16 protein-coding genes are annotated in these 15,100 nt (G+C 40.1%); 11 read left to right on the top strand and 5 right to left on the bottom strand.

Annotated features, from left to right (window positions below; all coding sequences use genetic code 11):
* Positions 1 to 115 precede the first annotated feature (115 nt).
* Positions 116 to 565 (top strand): cytochrome c, encoded by a 450-nt coding sequence (locus tag AN214_RS08570; RefSeq protein WP_010561374.1) that lies wholly within the window; start codon positions 116 to 118, stop codon positions 563 to 565.
* A 69-nt stretch (positions 566 to 634) separates the two neighbouring features.
* Here the strand turns inward: AN214_RS08570 and AN214_RS08565 are convergent, their stop codons facing one another.
* Positions 635 to 1,288 (bottom strand): cytochrome b/b6 domain-containing protein, encoded by a 654-nt coding sequence (locus AN214_RS08565; RefSeq protein WP_054979354.1) that lies wholly within the window; start codon positions 1,286 to 1,288, stop codon positions 635 to 637.
* Positions 1,289 to 1,508: 220 nt separating this feature from the next.
* Here AN214_RS08565 and AN214_RS08560 point away from each other — a divergent pair, with 220 nt between their 5' ends.
* The 3 genes from AN214_RS08560 to AN214_RS08550 are packed head-to-tail and all read left to right on the top strand — an operon-like array spanning position 1,509 to position 3,342.
* Positions 1,509 to 2,333, top strand: a complete 825-nt coding sequence (locus AN214_RS08560) for an AraC family transcriptional regulator (RefSeq protein WP_054979353.1) — start codon at positions 1,509 to 1,511, stop codon at positions 2,331 to 2,333.
* Between the two features lie 26 nt (positions 2,334 to 2,359).
* Complete coding sequence (locus tag AN214_RS08555) at positions 2,360 to 3,046, top strand: AzlC family ABC transporter permease (RefSeq protein WP_054979352.1); 687 nt, start codon at positions 2,360 to 2,362, stop codon at positions 3,044 to 3,046.
* Complete coding sequence (locus AN214_RS08550) at positions 3,040 to 3,342, top strand: AzlD domain-containing protein (RefSeq protein ID WP_054979351.1); 303 nt, start codon at positions 3,040 to 3,042, stop codon at positions 3,340 to 3,342. The genes AN214_RS08555 and AN214_RS08550 overlap by 7 nt, the downstream gene beginning before the upstream one ends.
* A gap of 35 nt (positions 3,343 to 3,377) precedes the next feature.
* Here AN214_RS08550 and AN214_RS08545 read toward each other — a convergent pair whose 3' ends face one another.
* The gene (locus tag AN214_RS08545; protein WP_054979350.1) at positions 3,378 to 4,529 is read right to left on the bottom strand and encodes an iron-containing alcohol dehydrogenase; all 1,152 of its coding nucleotides are present in this window, start codon (positions 4,527 to 4,529) and stop codon (positions 3,378 to 3,380) included.
* A 142-nt stretch (positions 4,530 to 4,671) separates the two neighbouring features.
* On the opposite strand from AN214_RS08545, the gene AN214_RS08540 reads away from it, so the two are divergent.
* The 3 genes from AN214_RS08540 to AN214_RS08530 all read left to right on the top strand — a co-directional run bounded on the left by AN214_RS08540 (position 4,672) and on the right by AN214_RS08530 (position 6,552).
* Positions 4,672 to 5,544 carry a LysR family transcriptional regulator gene (locus AN214_RS08540; protein WP_010561380.1) on the top strand — a complete coding sequence of 291 codons (873 nt, stop codon included), beginning with the start codon at positions 4,672 to 4,674 and terminating at the stop codon, positions 5,542 to 5,544.
* A gap of 83 nt (positions 5,545 to 5,627) precedes the next feature.
* Entirely contained in the window at positions 5,628 to 6,110 is a 483-nt protein-coding gene (locus AN214_RS08535) for a glutathione peroxidase (protein ID WP_054979349.1), read from the top strand.
* Position 6,111: 1 nt separating this feature from the next.
* Positions 6,112 to 6,552: a MarR family winged helix-turn-helix transcriptional regulator gene (locus AN214_RS08530; RefSeq protein ID WP_054979348.1), complete on the top strand. Its 441-nt coding sequence runs from the start codon at positions 6,112 to 6,114 to the stop codon at positions 6,550 to 6,552.
* Between the two features lie 286 nt (positions 6,553 to 6,838).
* Here AN214_RS08530 and AN214_RS08525 read toward each other — a convergent pair whose 3' ends face one another.
* The gene (locus AN214_RS08525; protein WP_040641207.1) at positions 6,839 to 7,018 is read right to left on the bottom strand and encodes a PA3496 family putative envelope integrity protein; all 180 of its coding nucleotides are present in this window, start codon (positions 7,016 to 7,018) and stop codon (positions 6,839 to 6,841) included.
* 279 nt (positions 7,019 to 7,297) lie between these two features.
* Between AN214_RS08525 and AN214_RS08520 the strand changes: the two genes are divergently transcribed.
* The gene (locus tag AN214_RS08520) at positions 7,298 to 8,116 is read left to right on the top strand and encodes a YggN family protein (protein WP_054979347.1); all 819 of its coding nucleotides are present in this window, start codon (positions 7,298 to 7,300) and stop codon (positions 8,114 to 8,116) included.
* Positions 8,117 to 8,194: 78 nt separating this feature from the next.
* On the opposite strand, the gene AN214_RS08515 is transcribed toward AN214_RS08520, so the two are convergent.
* Both AN214_RS08515 and AN214_RS08510 read right to left on the bottom strand, forming a co-directional pair.
* On the bottom strand, positions 8,195 to 10,897 hold the full coding sequence (locus tag AN214_RS08515; RefSeq protein ID WP_161805671.1) for an HD domain-containing phosphohydrolase: 2,703 nt from the start codon (positions 10,895 to 10,897) through the stop codon (positions 8,195 to 8,197).
* 76 nt (positions 10,898 to 10,973) lie between these two features.
* Entirely contained in the window at positions 10,974 to 11,837 is an 864-nt protein-coding gene (locus AN214_RS08510) for a diacylglycerol kinase family protein (protein WP_054979345.1), read from the bottom strand.
* A 221-nt stretch (positions 11,838 to 12,058) separates the two neighbouring features.
* Here AN214_RS08510 and AN214_RS22670 point away from each other — a divergent pair, with 221 nt between their 5' ends.
* From AN214_RS22670 to AN214_RS08500, 3 genes are all read left to right on the top strand, one after another.
* Positions 12,059 to 12,199, top strand: coding sequence for a hypothetical protein (locus tag AN214_RS22670; RefSeq protein WP_157813522.1), 141 nt, complete (start codon positions 12,059 to 12,061; stop codon positions 12,197 to 12,199).
* A 400-nt stretch (positions 12,200 to 12,599) separates the two neighbouring features.
* Complete coding sequence (locus AN214_RS08505; protein WP_054979344.1) at positions 12,600 to 14,228, top strand: HAMP domain-containing sensor histidine kinase; 1,629 nt, start codon at positions 12,600 to 12,602, stop codon at positions 14,226 to 14,228.
* Positions 14,209 to 14,889 (top strand): response regulator transcription factor, encoded by a 681-nt coding sequence (locus AN214_RS08500; protein ID WP_082428537.1) that lies wholly within the window; start codon positions 14,209 to 14,211, stop codon positions 14,887 to 14,889. The genes AN214_RS08505 and AN214_RS08500 overlap by 20 nt, the downstream gene beginning before the upstream one ends.
* Positions 14,890 to 15,100: the final 211 nt, after the last annotated feature.

Below are 15,100 nucleotides of genomic sequence, written 5' to 3'. Positions count from 1 at the left end.
AAGAATACACCATTTGAATCTTATAACGCGTAAATTCGCGGATTGGTCGTTTCCAGTTGCAGCATTGAATGGGATGCTGTAATAATTGGTAAGTTAATAATATTAGGGGCAAACTATGAAATTAAGAACATTAGTTCTTGCAGCTGCAATTGCTGCACCAGCACTTGCAAACGCTAACCCTGCATTCAAAGAAGCAGAGGATGCTATCGAATACCGTCAACAAGCGTTTCAGTTAATCCGTACGCAAATCGCAAATATGGGCGATATGTTGAAAGGTAAAGTTGAATTTAACGCGGAAACTTTCCAAATGCGTGCTAACAATGCTGCAGCATTATCAAAAATGCCTTGGGAAGCGTTTTACGCGGGCACAGACAAAGGCGATACGTCTGCACTAGCAGCTGTATGGTCAGACAATGAAACGTTTATGCAAAAAGCAAATGCGTTTGCTGATTATGCGGATAAACTAGCTGTTGCTGCACAGTCAGGTGACCCAAAAGTAATTAAGCCAGCATTTGGCGCTTGGGCAAAAGGCTGTAAAGATTGTCACAAGTCTTTCAAAGATTAATTGCTTACGTTAATCGCAAAAAAGGTCAGCATATGCTGACCTTTTTTAATGTGGTTACTGGGTGTTAGTTTAGCCTATCAATGTACTAATCGACTCAGCGCCCCAAACGTAGAGAATAGCCGTGGTAAGCACTGCAAAAATTGCAAAACCTAACCAACCACTTTTCATTTTGACACTTTGTTCATAGCTTTCTGCTGTTTTGCCTGTAATCATAGGTGGCACAAGTGCTTTGCCTTTTAGTTTATAAATAACAATAGCTGCAATATGCAGTGCGATGGCAATCAAGATTAAGTCAAAAATTTGATGGTGTAAGCTGCCAGCAAGCGACGATAGGTCGCTGCTCACCATAGCCACTAACGGGCCATCATACATTATATCGTCTGTGGTCATTAAACCCGTAACGGCTTGCGAAATAAGTAATATAAGAAACGCGATCACCATATAACTACCAGCTGCGTTGTGCCCTGGTTTAGCTTGTTGCTGCCCTTTTATTGCTGCGATAGTACTTTTCGGTGAATGCAGTAATGCCGATAATTTTGCAGTATCACTGCCGATAATGCCCCAAATAATACGTGTTGCTAATAGTGCTAATAGTGTGAAGCCTGCGACAAAGTGCACTTCCATAAGGCTGTTTTCAGCCGAATAGTAAAGTGTTGCAACTAATGCGACCATGCTCCAATGGAAAAAACGGATAAATCCATCCCATACTTGTGTTTTTTGCATTTTGGCCCCTAAAGCGTGTTATAAAAATAAATCAATATGTAAGGTCTTTAAACCCAAATTGAAGTCTTACTATGTTGCCATAAATCAGATAAATACGGTAAGCAAATACGTTAAACATCATAAAAAATGCTATTGAGCAATTTTGTACAATTTTTAAAAAACCGTGGGGCTATACTGATTGTGTAAATATATTGCTGCCCTTTATTTTTGAGAAGCGTTCATGGAAAAAACAGTCTTTCAATATCATCAGGATTTAAATGGACTCGAGGTACTTAAAGCGCAGTACAAGCAGCAGAATTTCGCACGCCATAGTCATGAAGGCTATACCATAGGGCTAATTGAAAATGGTGCACAGCGATTTTTTCGCAGTGGCGCAAATCATGTCGCGCCAGCAAGCAGTATTATCTTAGTTAATGCAGACCAAGTGCATAATGGTCAAACTGCGACTGAGCATGGCTGGGGTTACCGTGCTATGTATCCAACTCCAGAGTTATTTGAAGGGCTAACGGATGGGATTGGTAAAGCAAAACTCGGTGCGCCTTATTTTGAACAAGCGGTAGTGTTCGAGCCTGTGTTAGCACAGCAAATGGCGTTTACCTTTGATTTACTCGCGACTGATAAAAGTGTGTTGGCAAGGCAGTCAGCATTGTATCAATTATTAATTAATTTAATTGCTCGCCATAATAAACGTGCTTTTAATTTAAAAGGGTTATCACGCAAACCACAACTAAACTCGGCGCTTGATTATTTGCGCGATTATTATTTCGATAATATTAGTTTGACCGAACTTGCCGCGATTGCTCATATGAGTCCGTTTCACTTTATTCGACAGTTTAAGGCTGAAACAGGTATGACACCACATGTTTATCAAACGCAATTTCGTATAAATCGTGCCAAGCAAATGCTACGCTCGGGGCTTGCGATTAATGAAGTGGCGTTATCCGTTGGTTTTTATGACCAAAGTCACTTTCATCGATATTTTAAGAAGAATATGGGGTTGACCCCTAAGCAGCACAGCAAGGCAGTACTTTACCAAGCCTCATAAATTATTGGTCAATCAACGAGAATCAAATGAAAACAGCAATTGCTAAAGGGTTTTGGGATATGCTCCCACTCAATCTAGCGGTGATCCCATGGGGTATTTTATGTGGCTCACTGGCAGTGCAATCGGGTTTTAGTCCGCTAGAGGCACAGCTAATGTCACTATTAGTGTTTGCCGGTTCTGCGCAACTTGTTGCAATAGAACTAATCGCTGGTAACGCCTCACTTATCACTATTTTAGTCACTACTTTTATTATTAGTGCTCGCCACTTTTTGTATGGCTTAAGTGTGCGCCATCGTTTAATTGATAAGCCGCTTAAGTGGCGTTTAGGCTTGGGGTTTTTACTAACGGATGAACTTTTTGCTTTTTCACATCACCATAGGGCATATCAAGGGAAAGTAAGGCTAGTTTACGCCTTAGTTGCGGGTGGTAGCTTTTATATCGCTTGGAATATTTGGACGCTCATAGGTGTTGTAGCTGGGGCATTACTGCCAGACCTCACTCAGCTTGGGTTAGACTTTGCGATCGCCTCAATTTTTATCGCTTTGGTGATCCCAAGCATCAACAATTGGCCAGTGCTAATTGCGTGTTTAACCTCGGCTGTCAGTATTGTTATTTTTAAACTGTGGCAATTTGAACTTGGACTTATTTTCGCAGCGCTGCTGGGCATGAGTGTGGGTTATGTGCTTGAAAGCAGACGAGGTGCAAAATGCTAAAGATTATTTTTTTGATGGCATGCGTCACGTTCACAACGCGTTTTTTATTTTTATCTAAGCGTTTACCCTTTAGCATTGGGCCTAAAATGCAGCGTTTTTTAAGTTTTAGCGCGCCCTGTGTACTTACCGCGATTTGGGTACCGATTGTATTTGTGCAACAGGGGGAGTTGGCTATTTCGCTCGATAATCCGTATTTAATAGCAGCAGGTGTTGCCGTTTTACTGGCATATCGCTTTAAGAATTTATATGTCACTACCGTGGTGAGTTTAGTGGTGTTCTTTTTACTGAAACTCTAACTGCTTTAAAGCAGTTAGAGTTTAGCAGTGGGCGCTTAAACCGATGCCTTTAATACTGCGCGGCTTATATTAAGTGTTACTTGTTGGCTTTCACCAAGCTCAGTCATACCGTGACGTTCAAGCTGTTCAACAACGGCATCAGCTACTTTTTCATCTAACTGGTAATCGCTTAAACGCGTTGGCATGTTTACCGAGTGGAAAAACGCCTCGGTTTTTTCAATCGCTCGGTCAATAGCTAAGTTTTTATCTTGCTCTGTAATACCCCAAATGCGTTCAGCATACTGCAATAACTTCGCTTCTTTTTGTTGGCGCATCGCATTCATCATACGTGGCAGCACAATCGCGAGAGTTTGCGCGTGATCTAAGCCGTATAATGCAGTTACTTCATGGCCAAGCATATGTGTAGACCAGTCTTGTGGTACACCTGCACCAATTAGCCCATTTAGCGCCATCGTTGCCGACCACATTAGGTTTTCTCGAACCATCATGTTATCTGGTTCTGCGAACACACGTGGACCATCTTCAATTAGCGTATGCAATAAGCCTTCAGCAAAGCGATCTTGCACTTTGGCACCATGGTCAAATGTTAAGTATTGCTCCATAACGTGCACAAATGCGTCAACGACACCGTTCGCTAATTGTCTTTCAGGTAATGTTTTTGTTACTTGTGCATCAAGTACAGCGAACTTTGGTTGTACTTTTTCACTCGCGAACGGCAGTTTGTCGTTGGTGTCGAGCTTAGATACAACTGAATAGCTATTTGATTCCGAGCCTGTCGCAGGTAAGGTAAGTACAACACCAATTGGCAGGGCGTCTGTTACTTCTGCTGCTTTTACTAAAATATCCCATGGTTCACCATCGAACTTGGCCGCAGCAGCAATAAACTTAGTGCCATCAATAACGGAGCCACCGCCTACCGCAAGTAAATAATCGATGTTGTGCTCTTTTATTTGTGCAACTGCACGCATTGCGGTTTCATAACTCGGGTTTGGCTCAATACCCGAAAACTCAAAAACTTGGTGTTCACTTAGGGCATCGGTTACCTGCTGGTAAATACCATTTTGTTTGATACTGCCACCGCCATAAATAACTAGTACTTTTGCTGACTGTGGGATCTCGTGTTGAATACTTGCGATTTGGCCTTGGCCAAAAATAATTTTAGTTGGATTTACAAAACTAAATTCCATTGTATTGCCTCAATTAGGTACGGTAATTAAAGCCAGTCTAACGTTTTTCTGATTTGGGATAATCCCCACTGTTGACAAATCACTTTTGCATGTATGCAATAATAATTGTGTTTTAATTTCTATTTTTGCATAGGTGCTCGGTATGAACTGGCAAGGGATCAACGAATTTTTGGCTGTAGTGGACAGTGGTAGCTTTACTCAAGCCGCTAAAGTGCTTGATGTGTCAACATCACATATTAGCCGTAGCGTCTCGCAGTTAGAGTCGAGATTGGGTGTTGCGCTTTTAAAACGCACAACGCGTTCGCTTAATTTAACTGAAGCAGGGCAGCAATATGCAGCCTCATTACACTCGATTCAATCTGCAATGGAAGAGGCTAACCTAGCGCTGCAAGGTGAACAACAAGAGCCGAAGGGCAAGATTAAAATCTCGTGTGCTGGCGATTTTGCCTCAAAGCAAATTGCACCTAAGCTCGCGCAGTTTTGTCAGCGTTATTCGCAAGTGTCGATTACCATGGATTTTAATAACCGCAATGTAGATTTGATTGCCGAAGGCGTTGATTTAGCGATTCGATTTGGCCGAATGGCTGACTCTAATTTAATTGCGCGGCCACTTTCAACACGTGTTATGACTTTAGTTGCATCGCCTGAGTACTTAGCAAGGTTTCCTGCGCCAAGCCACCCAGAGCAATTGATAGAGCATAATTGTTTAATAGCAGTTACTAACCGTTGGCGCTTTAATATGGGCGACAATATTAAAGAGTTTAAGGTGGCTGGACGTTGGCGCAGCAATAATGGAGAAGCGCTGCTGCAAGCGTGTTTATCGGGCTTGGGCATTGCTCATCTAGCGTATGATATTGTTGGGGACTATATTGAAAGTGGTAAATTAGTAAGCTTATTAGACTCATATCAAGTTGCAGATAACGCTTCTTGGCTGGTTTACCCCAATCGTGATCTAATGCCCTTAAGAGTACGTTTATTAATAGATTTTTTAATTGAAGAGTTTAAGTCGAGATGACCGCGATTTATTTCAATTTTTGAACTATTATTGTGCGATTATATCGTGCGCGATATATTTGATTGCAACAGAGGAGAAAGCTAATGGCACCATTTTATCAATTTAGTATTAACAGTTTGCAAGGTCAGAATATCGACTTTGCAGATTTTGCAGGCAAAGTCGTATTAGTCGTAAATACAGCGAGTAAGTGTGGATTGACACCACAATATGAAGGTCTTCAAGCGCTACACAAAAAGTATAGCGACCAAGGTTTAGTTATTATTGGTTGCCCGTGTAACCAGTTTGGCCAACAAGAACCTGGTTCGCCGGAACAAATTCAGGGCGAATGTTTAATTAACTATGGCGTTGATTTCACTATGACAGAGAAAATCGATGTAAATGGTGAAAATAGCCACCCACTTTATAAGTATTTACGCACTGAATTATCGGGTATTTTAGGCAATAAAATTAAATGGAATTTTACTAAGTTTTTAATTGGCCGAGATGGCAAGCCAGTTAAGCGTTTTGCGCCAACAACAAAACCCGACGCACTTGCTAGCTATATCGAGAAAGCACTGGCGCAATAGTATGACAAGTAAGCCCGAGCAACTGTTAGAAAATCAACTTTGCTTTCCAATTTATGCGGCGTCACGTCTAGTGACGCGGCTTTATCAGCCTGAGTTGGACAAATACAAACTAACGTATCCGCAGTACGTTATTTTACTGATTTTATGGCAGCAAGATGGCGTGACTGTAGGTGAAATTGGGCAGCAGGCAATTTTAAACAATAATACATTAACGCCTATTTTAAAGCGTATGGCCGACAATAACTTAATTGAGCGCAGGCGTGATGATTGGGATGAGCGAAAAGTACGTATTTATTTAACTGATTACGGTAATTCCCTACAGCAGTCGCTTTCGTGCCTACCTTCACAACTGGTAGATAAAGTAGGGTTAGATCTTGATAAAGCGGCCCAACTAAAAGCACTGCTCGGTGATTTAATGTCGCAGTTAAACGAACACAGCTAACCTAAATTTAGGTGAATTCGTTCAGGTTAACTAAAGCGTTTTGTTCTTTGTTGTTGCTTATTGATTTAGTCCGCTGGCCTACAAAGCAACGCCGATATCAAAAAGCTTTGAATTTGAACAGAGTTTAGACCACAAAGCTCAACACGCTCTACTTTTATGGATTAATTTGTATTGGCTGGTTTTATTATTTTTGTGTGACTAAGTTTGGAATTAGGGTTGTGCAATGCCCGCCACATAAAGCATCAACAGTGGCTAATTATTTTTTGAACAATGGCGCGAAATGCTGTTATAGCTCATCCCAGTAATTGTGGGTGTCATCCATGCCAATAGATTTTCGTAATCGCTTTCTTTCTAAAATATCTTCTAAACGTTTTTTAACTTCGCGTTTATGTTCGTTTTCTTGGTTGTTTTCTAAATCGCTATTTAGCGGCTCTTGATTGTTTATGTTTTGGTAATTGTCTTTCATGATCACCCTCAACATTAAATGTTTAAGCACTCATAAACAGTAATAACCATTATTATGTTTTGCGCAAGTAAATATACTTCAAATTACTTGGTCAAATACACAAGTCATATGGTTAAATTTACTATTTTTTAGTTTTCACATGCTTCTTTAGAAATTCTTAAAGTCACGAAAAAATAGTTATCTATTTGTATTTTAATTGTTTTTTAAATTTGGCACTGACCTTGATATAGCTTTATCAATGAGAGAAAAAATTAAAACGCAAAAGATACGGGAATCACTATGAAAAAATTACTTTTAACAACAGCAGTGGCAGCGTGTATTGGCTTATCAACAAATGCAGTAGCACATCAAGATGGTCACGACAGCAACATGAGCTTTTCGTCGGATAGCTGCAATTTAGAATTTAATAACACCTTAGCGATTACGCCTGATACGGTTAATATCAAAGCCGAGTCAGGAGAAGTTGTTATTGACCAAGATGGTAACTTGCAGATTAATGGTGAAGCGCAGTCACTCTCTGCAGCGGATCAAACATTACTTGCCCGTTACTCTAGCGATGTGCGCGGTCAGGTTCCGCAAGTGGCTGAGATTGCGATGGAAGGTGTCGCGTTAGCAGGTGTTGCCCTGAGCGAAGTGGGCAATGCATTTGGCTTAAAAAATATGGCTACAATGGAACAAATGATGTCAGAGATTGGCGATGAAATTCACGCTGCATTTTATGACGGCGGCACATTCATAATGGATCAAGGCCGTTTCGATAACATTGGCGACACATTCGATAGTAAGTTCGATCAGCAGATGGAACAAGCAATGGAAGAAATGATTATGGAATCCATTGGCAGCTTGCTGATTACTCTAGGTAGCGAAATGTTAAGTTCTGGCGGTGATATGAGCGAGTTTGAGCAGCGCATGGAACGTATGGGCGAACAAATTGAAGAAAAGGTAGAGCTACAAGCGAAGAATATTGAGCAAAGAGCCGACCAAATGTGTTTTGACTTTAAAGACTTAGCAATGCAAGAGGATGAGTTACAAGCACGTATTCCGGCACTTACAAATTACGATGTATTTAAAGTGGAAACGAAAAAATCATCAATCTAAATTAAGGGTATTGAATTTAGATTAAAGCGTCAGTCATCAATGTAAGGGAGCCTAGGCTCCCTTTTTATTTTATGTGCACTAGTTCATTTGTTCAGGTTTTAGATATTGCTCAGCGTATTTTTCGGGAATTTTTTCTGAAATGAAAAAGTTTAATAAGGTTTGATCTAATTCTTCTTTTGCGGCCAGCTTTTGCATAATTTCAAGCGCTTGAGTAAGGGTTTTGGCTTGTTTATAGGGACGATCTGACGACGTTAATGCTTCAAAAATATCGGCAATGGCCAAGATTCTGGCTTCAAAGCTAATCGCATCACCCGACAAGCCTTTAGGATAACCTTGTCCATTGAGCTTTTCGTGGTGTGCTCCGGCTATTTCAGGTACTCGATTTAAGTGTTTCGGGAACGGGAGCTTTTCAAGGATTTCTATTGTTTGCACAATATGGTGATTAATCGCGTAGCGCTCTTCGTTATTAATTGTTCCTGACCGAATACTCAAGTTATAAAGTTCGCCCAAGTTATTTCTCAAAGCAGGCTGTACTAAGGTATATTTTTGCTTATCACAATTTAGGTTCTGATCTGCTAGCAAATGACTTGTTTTATTCACGAGCAGTCCGATATCCTGAGTTAGTTGGGTTGAGTCATAGCGGGTAAGCTCTTCTTGCGACAGACCAAGACGTTCGTCAAAATAAGGTCGCCACATACGTTGTGATATTTTTTCGAGTTTAGTGATGTCACTGTCAGAAACAAATTCGGCTGTGTTGCAGTATGCAACATGGGCAAAATCTTGTTCTAGCTGATTTATTTGTTGCTGCAATTGGGCTTCAATTTGGTCTTTGTCTACGCTAGCCAGTTGCTGCTTTAACGCAGCAATTTCTAAATCACGTTTTACAACCTCAAAACGCGTTCTTATTTCATGAATTCGGTTATAGATAGTCTCAAGACGCGTTGCTTTATCAACAATATACTCGGGTGTTGTTACTTTGCCACAGTCATGTAGCCAAGCGGCAATAGAAAGTTGACGTTTCGCACCATCATTAAACGCAAATTGAGGAAATAGCTGCGAGTTACCAGCGTGCGTAGCTAATGCTGTCGCTAGCTCAGGTACGCGCTGGCAATGCTTACCTGTATAGTGTGACTTAGTATCTATTGCACCTGCAATAACGTGAATAAAGGAATCAAGTAGTTTTTCTTGTTTGTTAACTAGCTTCCTACCTTCGATTGCTACACCAAAAAATGTAGCTACTTGTTCTGCTAATTTTAAGCTGATGGTTTGTTTTTCTGTGGAATTTGGATACAAATAAATTTGTAACCCAATTACTTGTTGCTCTCTGTTTTTAAGTGGAACAAGTAGCTGATAAAGCGCATTATCGCTTTGCGATAATAACGTTTTTAACTCGTTGGGTAGAGCGCTGGTTTTGCTGACTTCATCAAGTTGATATAGTTTTTGCCAGTTTATTTGAGCGAGTGTATTTGTATCGTATTTTTGGCCATCAAAACAGAGTAGTTCTGCGCACAATTTATTGTTTTGTGTAAGTAGTATTAAGCACCCTTGTGCAACCATCATATTAGCTGATTGGCTTGCTATTTTGTCGATAAGCCGCTGCAGGTCGTTTTCTTTTGACAAAGTAGCAAGCAAACTAAAAAACTCATTCAGATTGCCATATAGGTGCTTTAAGCTTATTTTCAAATCTTCAATTTCTTCGACTTTTATATAATTAGAGAAAGGCTTCGGAGTTTCGAAATTTGCTAATTGCGAGGCATAATTTTCAAGTTGCCGAATAGGGCGGGTCATTAATCGAGCGAGGAGGTAACTGATAGGAATTAGAATTAAGCTGACGCTCAGAACGACAAGTAACCAAACATAAAGTTGGTTGTAAATTGGCTGCAAAATATACTCGGCTTTTGTTGCAGCAACTAGCATAACTCCTTGTTTTGTCTGAGGCTCAATGTGTGTTGCACTCATGTACCACTTATCATCGTTTGCAGTGACTTCAGTAAGTTTAGTTAGATTGGTTGATCTAACTAATGTTGCCGATTGGGCTAACCATGTTTGCCATGGCGCAATTTGATGCTCCTCCAGTTGAATACTTTTGCTATCTTGCAATGCGAGTATCTTGTTGCTGCTATTCATCAAAAATAACCAAGTATTAAACTTTAATTTGTCGTGATACATAGATGCATAGAGTGACGTAGAATTTAAATCAACACTTACGGTTAATTGGTTTTGTTGTTTTACTAATGAAAATATCTTTTTGTTACTGTATTGGTCTTGATAGGGTTCTACTAAGGCTAAAGCGTTCGATTTTTGGGCTTGGGTATACCAGGGTCGCTTTGTGTAGTCGATGCTTGCAGCAAGTTTTTCTTGGTCTAATAATTCAAGTGATTGCGTATAATAGATGCGAACCTCTTGAGCGGCGTTAAGGTTTTGCACAATGAAGTAAGTGTTAATTGGTGCATTGGCGAATAATGCCGTTTGCTCTTCAGTAAGTTGGTGTAGCGCCCATAGCTCCCCGTTTTGAGTTGCAAACATAATTGCATCAACATGAATATCTTTATGTAAGAACATACTAAGTTCTTTTAAAAGCAGTGGTGGAAATTCATCGAGTAGGGTTTGTTTTGCTTGATAGCGATATATCAAACTGCTAAGCACTTTTTGTGCATTACTATAATCGGAGCGAATGCGCGTAAGCACTTCTTTTAATGCTTGCTGGTGGTTGGTAAGTGCTTGTGTAGTAGCAAACTCTAATCGACTTTGATATTGCAAAAAGATAAATACGCTGCTCATTAGTGTGCAAAAAATGAAAACAGCGATGGTTGAAACTTTAATAATGCTCAGTTTTGGCATAAATGCATCACAACAATTAAATTACTTTTATAGTTAACGCACTTTTTGCTACTTCAATCACCACAGGTGTGTAACCTGCTGATTCTCCATCAGCTTGCACCGGCAAGTTTGGGGTTAAGACTTCAAGTTGTGTAAATGCGTGTTCCTTCACTTCCTGCAGCGTAACATGTTTACCGTAATAGAGCTTCGGTAATGCCCAGAGTTTTTTAGCTAAATGCGTTTTTTCTACACTGTAACGTATTAAATGCGACGAGTTTAATTCTGCGTTGGGCGCAATTTTCATACCGCCACCAAAGTATTTGCCATTAGCAAACACCGTAAGAAAGTTTTTATAGTGTGTTTCTTTACCTTGCTGCTTTAACGATAAGAGCGACTCCTCAAAGAAAAAAAGGCAAGCAAGGGTATGATATAAATAGCTGAAACGTGCCAACCAACCTTTATTTCCTTTGGTGCGTTCTACGATTTCAGCGTCAAAGCCTACGCCGGCGCTATTTATAAAATAACGCCCATTCACTTTTCCTAAATCAATCGTCATTAAGCGTTCGCTTTGTACTAACTGCTTTAGCTGTTGTTTGCTATAGGCAAAATTGCGCATAAAGTCGTTACCAGTACCGCACGGAAAAACGGTAATTGGTTTGCTGCTGTACGCCATGCAATTGGCTAGTAGGTGTAGCGTGCCATCACCACCAAGCATGAACACTTCGGTGTATTCTGCCAAATGTTGTTTAAAGAAAAGTTGGTTATCAGCTAATGCTGCTGAGGTGGTAAAAATATAATAGCTATGCTGTTGCTGCTTTAAGGTGGTAACAAGCCAATTTAACCAATACTTTTTTTGCTTATTTGGTAGTGGGTTTAAAACAATCAGATAATGTTTATTCATGAAATGGTGATTAATAAAACGCTAAGCACAAGCTTGCCCGTTTAAGGCTTTTAGGTCAAATAGATAGGATTTGGCTTTGCACATTTATGCAGTTTATATGCAACTATAGTTATTTTGTTTTCGCATTAGAAAAACTCATGCCAAAATGGTAATTTTATTGATTGGATTTTAACCATGTTTAAACGCAAAATAGCACCTAGTTAAACAACAGGAGCAATCACATGACTAAACAAGCGTTAAATCAAGGTGGCCAATCTCAAGGTCAATTAACTCGTTCTAATAACGGTAAAAAAAGTTTATTGGCTAAGTTAAACCGCTATGGCAAAAAACTCGCATTAGCAGGCGCAGTTGCATATAAATAAATGATGATTTATTTGCGACCGTTCGCACCTGTTTGAAAGGCTGTAATTTTATAAATTACAGCCTTTTTTAATTTAATAATCTAATGCTTTTTTAAGTAAATCATGTTGTTTAACTAATTTTTAAATATGACTTAGGAAAGTTTAATTAATTCAACAGGCTTAATTTAGCTGTTGTCATTACTATGTGTCTTGCGTTCCTGTATTACCGTCGGCTTTAATTGACGCAAGAATGTTTCAGTCGATGGTATTTTCAGGGGACAGGAACGCAATCCCAATATTGTTGTTGTGAGAGTTAATAGGTAGGTGAATTATTAACTCTTTTTACTTCTAACAATATAGTAAACTCGCAGATTTACGGCTAACTTAGTATTTATGCACTAATTAGTTGGTAACCCATTGAATGGAAAAGCAGTTGAATCACCTTCCTTATCAAATCCAAAGTCGCCTTACTCATAAATTACTTATCGCCTTAGTGATCATTTCGCTGTTTAGCTCCGCGATGGCAGGTCTTTACTTTGATAGTTCAAACCGCTTTAAAGACAATGCACAAAAATCAGAACTTGTTCATAAAATTCTTAACCAGTATTCAAATATTGCCCTTTACACTTTCGAGAAGCTTGTTGCGATTGGCGAAATCTCACGCAATGGCATCGTGCTTGCGCCTGAATTACGTGAAGAAAATGAAAAAAAGCTGCGTACAGCGATTGTTGAAGTACGCAACTCCCTGTTAAAAAAAGTAGCCTTAGCACCTGAGGTCAGCACGCAAAATGAACTCGCGTTGTTAGACCGAGTAACACAAAAAGTAGAGCGTATTATTACGACTTCGCAAGAAATTAGGTCGCTGATTACGCGCGGTGAATTATCTGAAGCGCAAAGCCTGTATCGTTTATTGCAGCAACAGGGCGTGCATGCTGAATTTAATGCCTTAATAAGTGAGGCCGTAAAGCAAGAAAATCTACAGGCCGAAGCGATTCGTGATAACAGTAAAATTATGTCTGAGCGCAATAACCGCTACTTAGCAATTGCACTCGGGCTATTAAGTTTGTTTATGATGCTGACCATTTGGTTTTTTTGGCAGCGTATTTCAAAGGCAACAAAACAACTTCAGTTTGCGGCTAGTCAGTTTACAGCCGGTAAACTAGAACACCGTATTCCAAAACTAAAAGACACCGAATTTGCCAAGCTTGCAGATGCCTTAAACTTTATGGCAAGTGAGCTAAAAACCAAACAAACAGAATTGGGCGAGGCTAAACTTCAACTGGAAGAAAAAGTACAAGAGCGGACAAAAGCCTTGGCTTTAAGCAACGAAAAGTTGGCTTACGTTGATAAGCAGCGCCGCCAGTTTTTAGCAGATATTTCTCATGAATTACGCACGCCTCTTACGATAATTCGCGGTGAATCAGAGATCTTATTACGCAGTCATTCAGAGAATGTTGATGATTACCTTGAAACCCTTGTTGCAGTTGTTGATCAAGTAAGTCACACCACTGCATTGATCGATGATTTGATGCTAGTTGCGCGCTCGAGCGCAGGTGAGTTAAGGCTTTCTTGTAGTGAAGTGAATCTATCAAAGTTGATTCAGGATTTGTGTTATGTGTACCGTCGTAAAGCGCAAGAGCGTAAACAAGATATCGTATTTGATATTAGCGAAGAGATCAGTCTTGAGCTTGATGAACGTAGAATTCGCCAAGTACTAATGATTTTGTTAGAAAATGCACTTAGTTACTCGACTGAACATGCGATTACAGAAGTAAAAGTAATGTGTCGCCAGCAAGTGGTCATTATTAAAATAATTGACGTAGGTCAGGGTGTTACCAAGCAAGAGTTGGAAAATATTTTTGAACGCTTTTATCGTAGCAACCGTTCAAACACACCAGGTTCGGGGTTAGGTCTGCCTGTTGCAAAGGCGATAGTTGATGCGCATGGCGGTCATATTAGTTTAAAATCAAATGCTTCAGGTGTAGGCTCTGTGGCGACTATACTATTACCATTAAATGGTGAGGAACGTAATGAGAATTTTATTAGTTGAAGACGATGATCGCGTAGCGAGTTTTTTAGAGCGCGGATTACGTGCTGAAGGGTACTTTGTGGTGCGTGCCAGCGACGGTAAAGAAGGATTAGATCTGGCGCTTGAAGGCGACTTTAATCTGATTTTGCTCGATATAATGCTTCCGGGGTTAAACGGCTTAGAAGTGTGTCAGGCATTACGCATTAAAAACTTTGAGATTCCAATCATTATGCTGACCGCCATGGATGCTTCTCAGGATATTGTGCACGGCTTACGTTTAGGTGCAGATGATTACGTAACTAAGCCTTTTGCGTATGAAGAACTTTTGGCGCGAATTGAAGCGGTTACGCGTCGCAAGCCATCGCAAAAAGCACGCTCGAATACCTTAACGTTTGAAGAGTTGAGATTTGATCGTGACAGCTACATTGTAACCTTGGCAGATAAAGAAATTTCGCTAACGGTTAAAGAGATGGCGATACTTGAACTGCTAATGACAAACCCTGGCAAGTACCTTAGCCGCGAGCGCATTTTAAGTAATGTGTGGGGTATGGAAATGGATCCAATGACCAATGTTGTTGATGTATATATTGGTAAGTTACGTAAAAAGCTAATGCTGTCAGATCAAGACGCGAGCATGATCGAAACTAAGCGAGGCATAGGCTACCGATTGGTTTGTGCATAATTGCAAAAGTCTCAGGGCTTAAGAATCAAAAAGGGCGAGTTAACTTAAGTAAACTCGCCCTTTTAACTTCAGGTAATTGGTTTATTAGCGCTTAGCAATATAGTCTGTGTTATCGCTAAATCGCTTTGCTACTTTTGCGTTTTTGATGTCTTGTGCAAATGCTTCTAGCGACTTGCCGTTACATAAAATATTTTCAGCAGCTTTACGTACG

The organism is Pseudoalteromonas sp. P1-9, assembly GCF_001399975.1.
GTDB lineage: Bacteria > Pseudomonadota > Gammaproteobacteria > Enterobacterales > Alteromonadaceae > Pseudoalteromonas.
This window is presented reverse-complemented; position numbering and strand designations above follow the sequence as displayed.

Coding starts and splice junctions, on each gene's coding strand:
- AN214_RS08565 (WP_054979354.1), bottom strand. CDS start 1,288: ATGCAAAAAACACAAGTATGGGATGGATTTATCCGTTTTTTCCATTGG.
- AN214_RS08550 (WP_054979351.1), top strand. CDS start 3,040: ATGCTAAAGATTATTTTTTTGATGGCATGCGTCACGTTCACAACGCGT.
- AN214_RS08555 (WP_054979352.1), top strand. CDS start 2,360: ATGAAAACAGCAATTGCTAAAGGGTTTTGGGATATGCTCCCACTCAAT.
- AN214_RS08500 (WP_082428537.1), top strand. CDS start 14,209: ATGAGAATTTTATTAGTTGAAGACGATGATCGCGTAGCGAGTTTTTTA.
- AN214_RS08510 (WP_054979345.1), bottom strand. CDS start 11,837: ATGAATAAACATTATCTGATTGTTTTAAACCCACTACCAAATAAGCAA.
- AN214_RS08535 (WP_054979349.1), top strand. CDS start 5,628: ATGGCACCATTTTATCAATTTAGTATTAACAGTTTGCAAGGTCAGAAT.
- AN214_RS08520 (WP_054979347.1), top strand. CDS start 7,298: ATGAAAAAATTACTTTTAACAACAGCAGTGGCAGCGTGTATTGGCTTA.
- AN214_RS08545 (WP_054979350.1), bottom strand. CDS start 4,529: ATGGAATTTAGTTTTGTAAATCCAACTAAAATTATTTTTGGCCAAGGC.
- AN214_RS22670 (WP_157813522.1), top strand. CDS start 12,059: ATGACTAAACAAGCGTTAAATCAAGGTGGCCAATCTCAAGGTCAATTA.
- AN214_RS08530 (WP_054979348.1), top strand. CDS start 6,112: ATGACAAGTAAGCCCGAGCAACTGTTAGAAAATCAACTTTGCTTTCCA.
- AN214_RS08515 (WP_161805671.1), bottom strand. CDS start 10,897: ATGAGCAGCGTATTTATCTTTTTGCAATATCAAAGTCGATTAGAGTTT.
- AN214_RS08525 (WP_040641207.1), bottom strand. CDS start 7,018: ATGAAAGACAATTACCAAAACATAAACAATCAAGAGCCGCTAAATAGC.
- AN214_RS08570 (WP_010561374.1), top strand. CDS start 116: ATGAAATTAAGAACATTAGTTCTTGCAGCTGCAATTGCTGCACCAGCA.
- AN214_RS08560 (WP_054979353.1), top strand. CDS start 1,509: ATGGAAAAAACAGTCTTTCAATATCATCAGGATTTAAATGGACTCGAG.
- AN214_RS08540 (WP_010561380.1), top strand. CDS start 4,672: ATGAACTGGCAAGGGATCAACGAATTTTTGGCTGTAGTGGACAGTGGT.
- AN214_RS08505 (WP_054979344.1), top strand. CDS start 12,600: ATGGAAAAGCAGTTGAATCACCTTCCTTATCAAATCCAAAGTCGCCTT.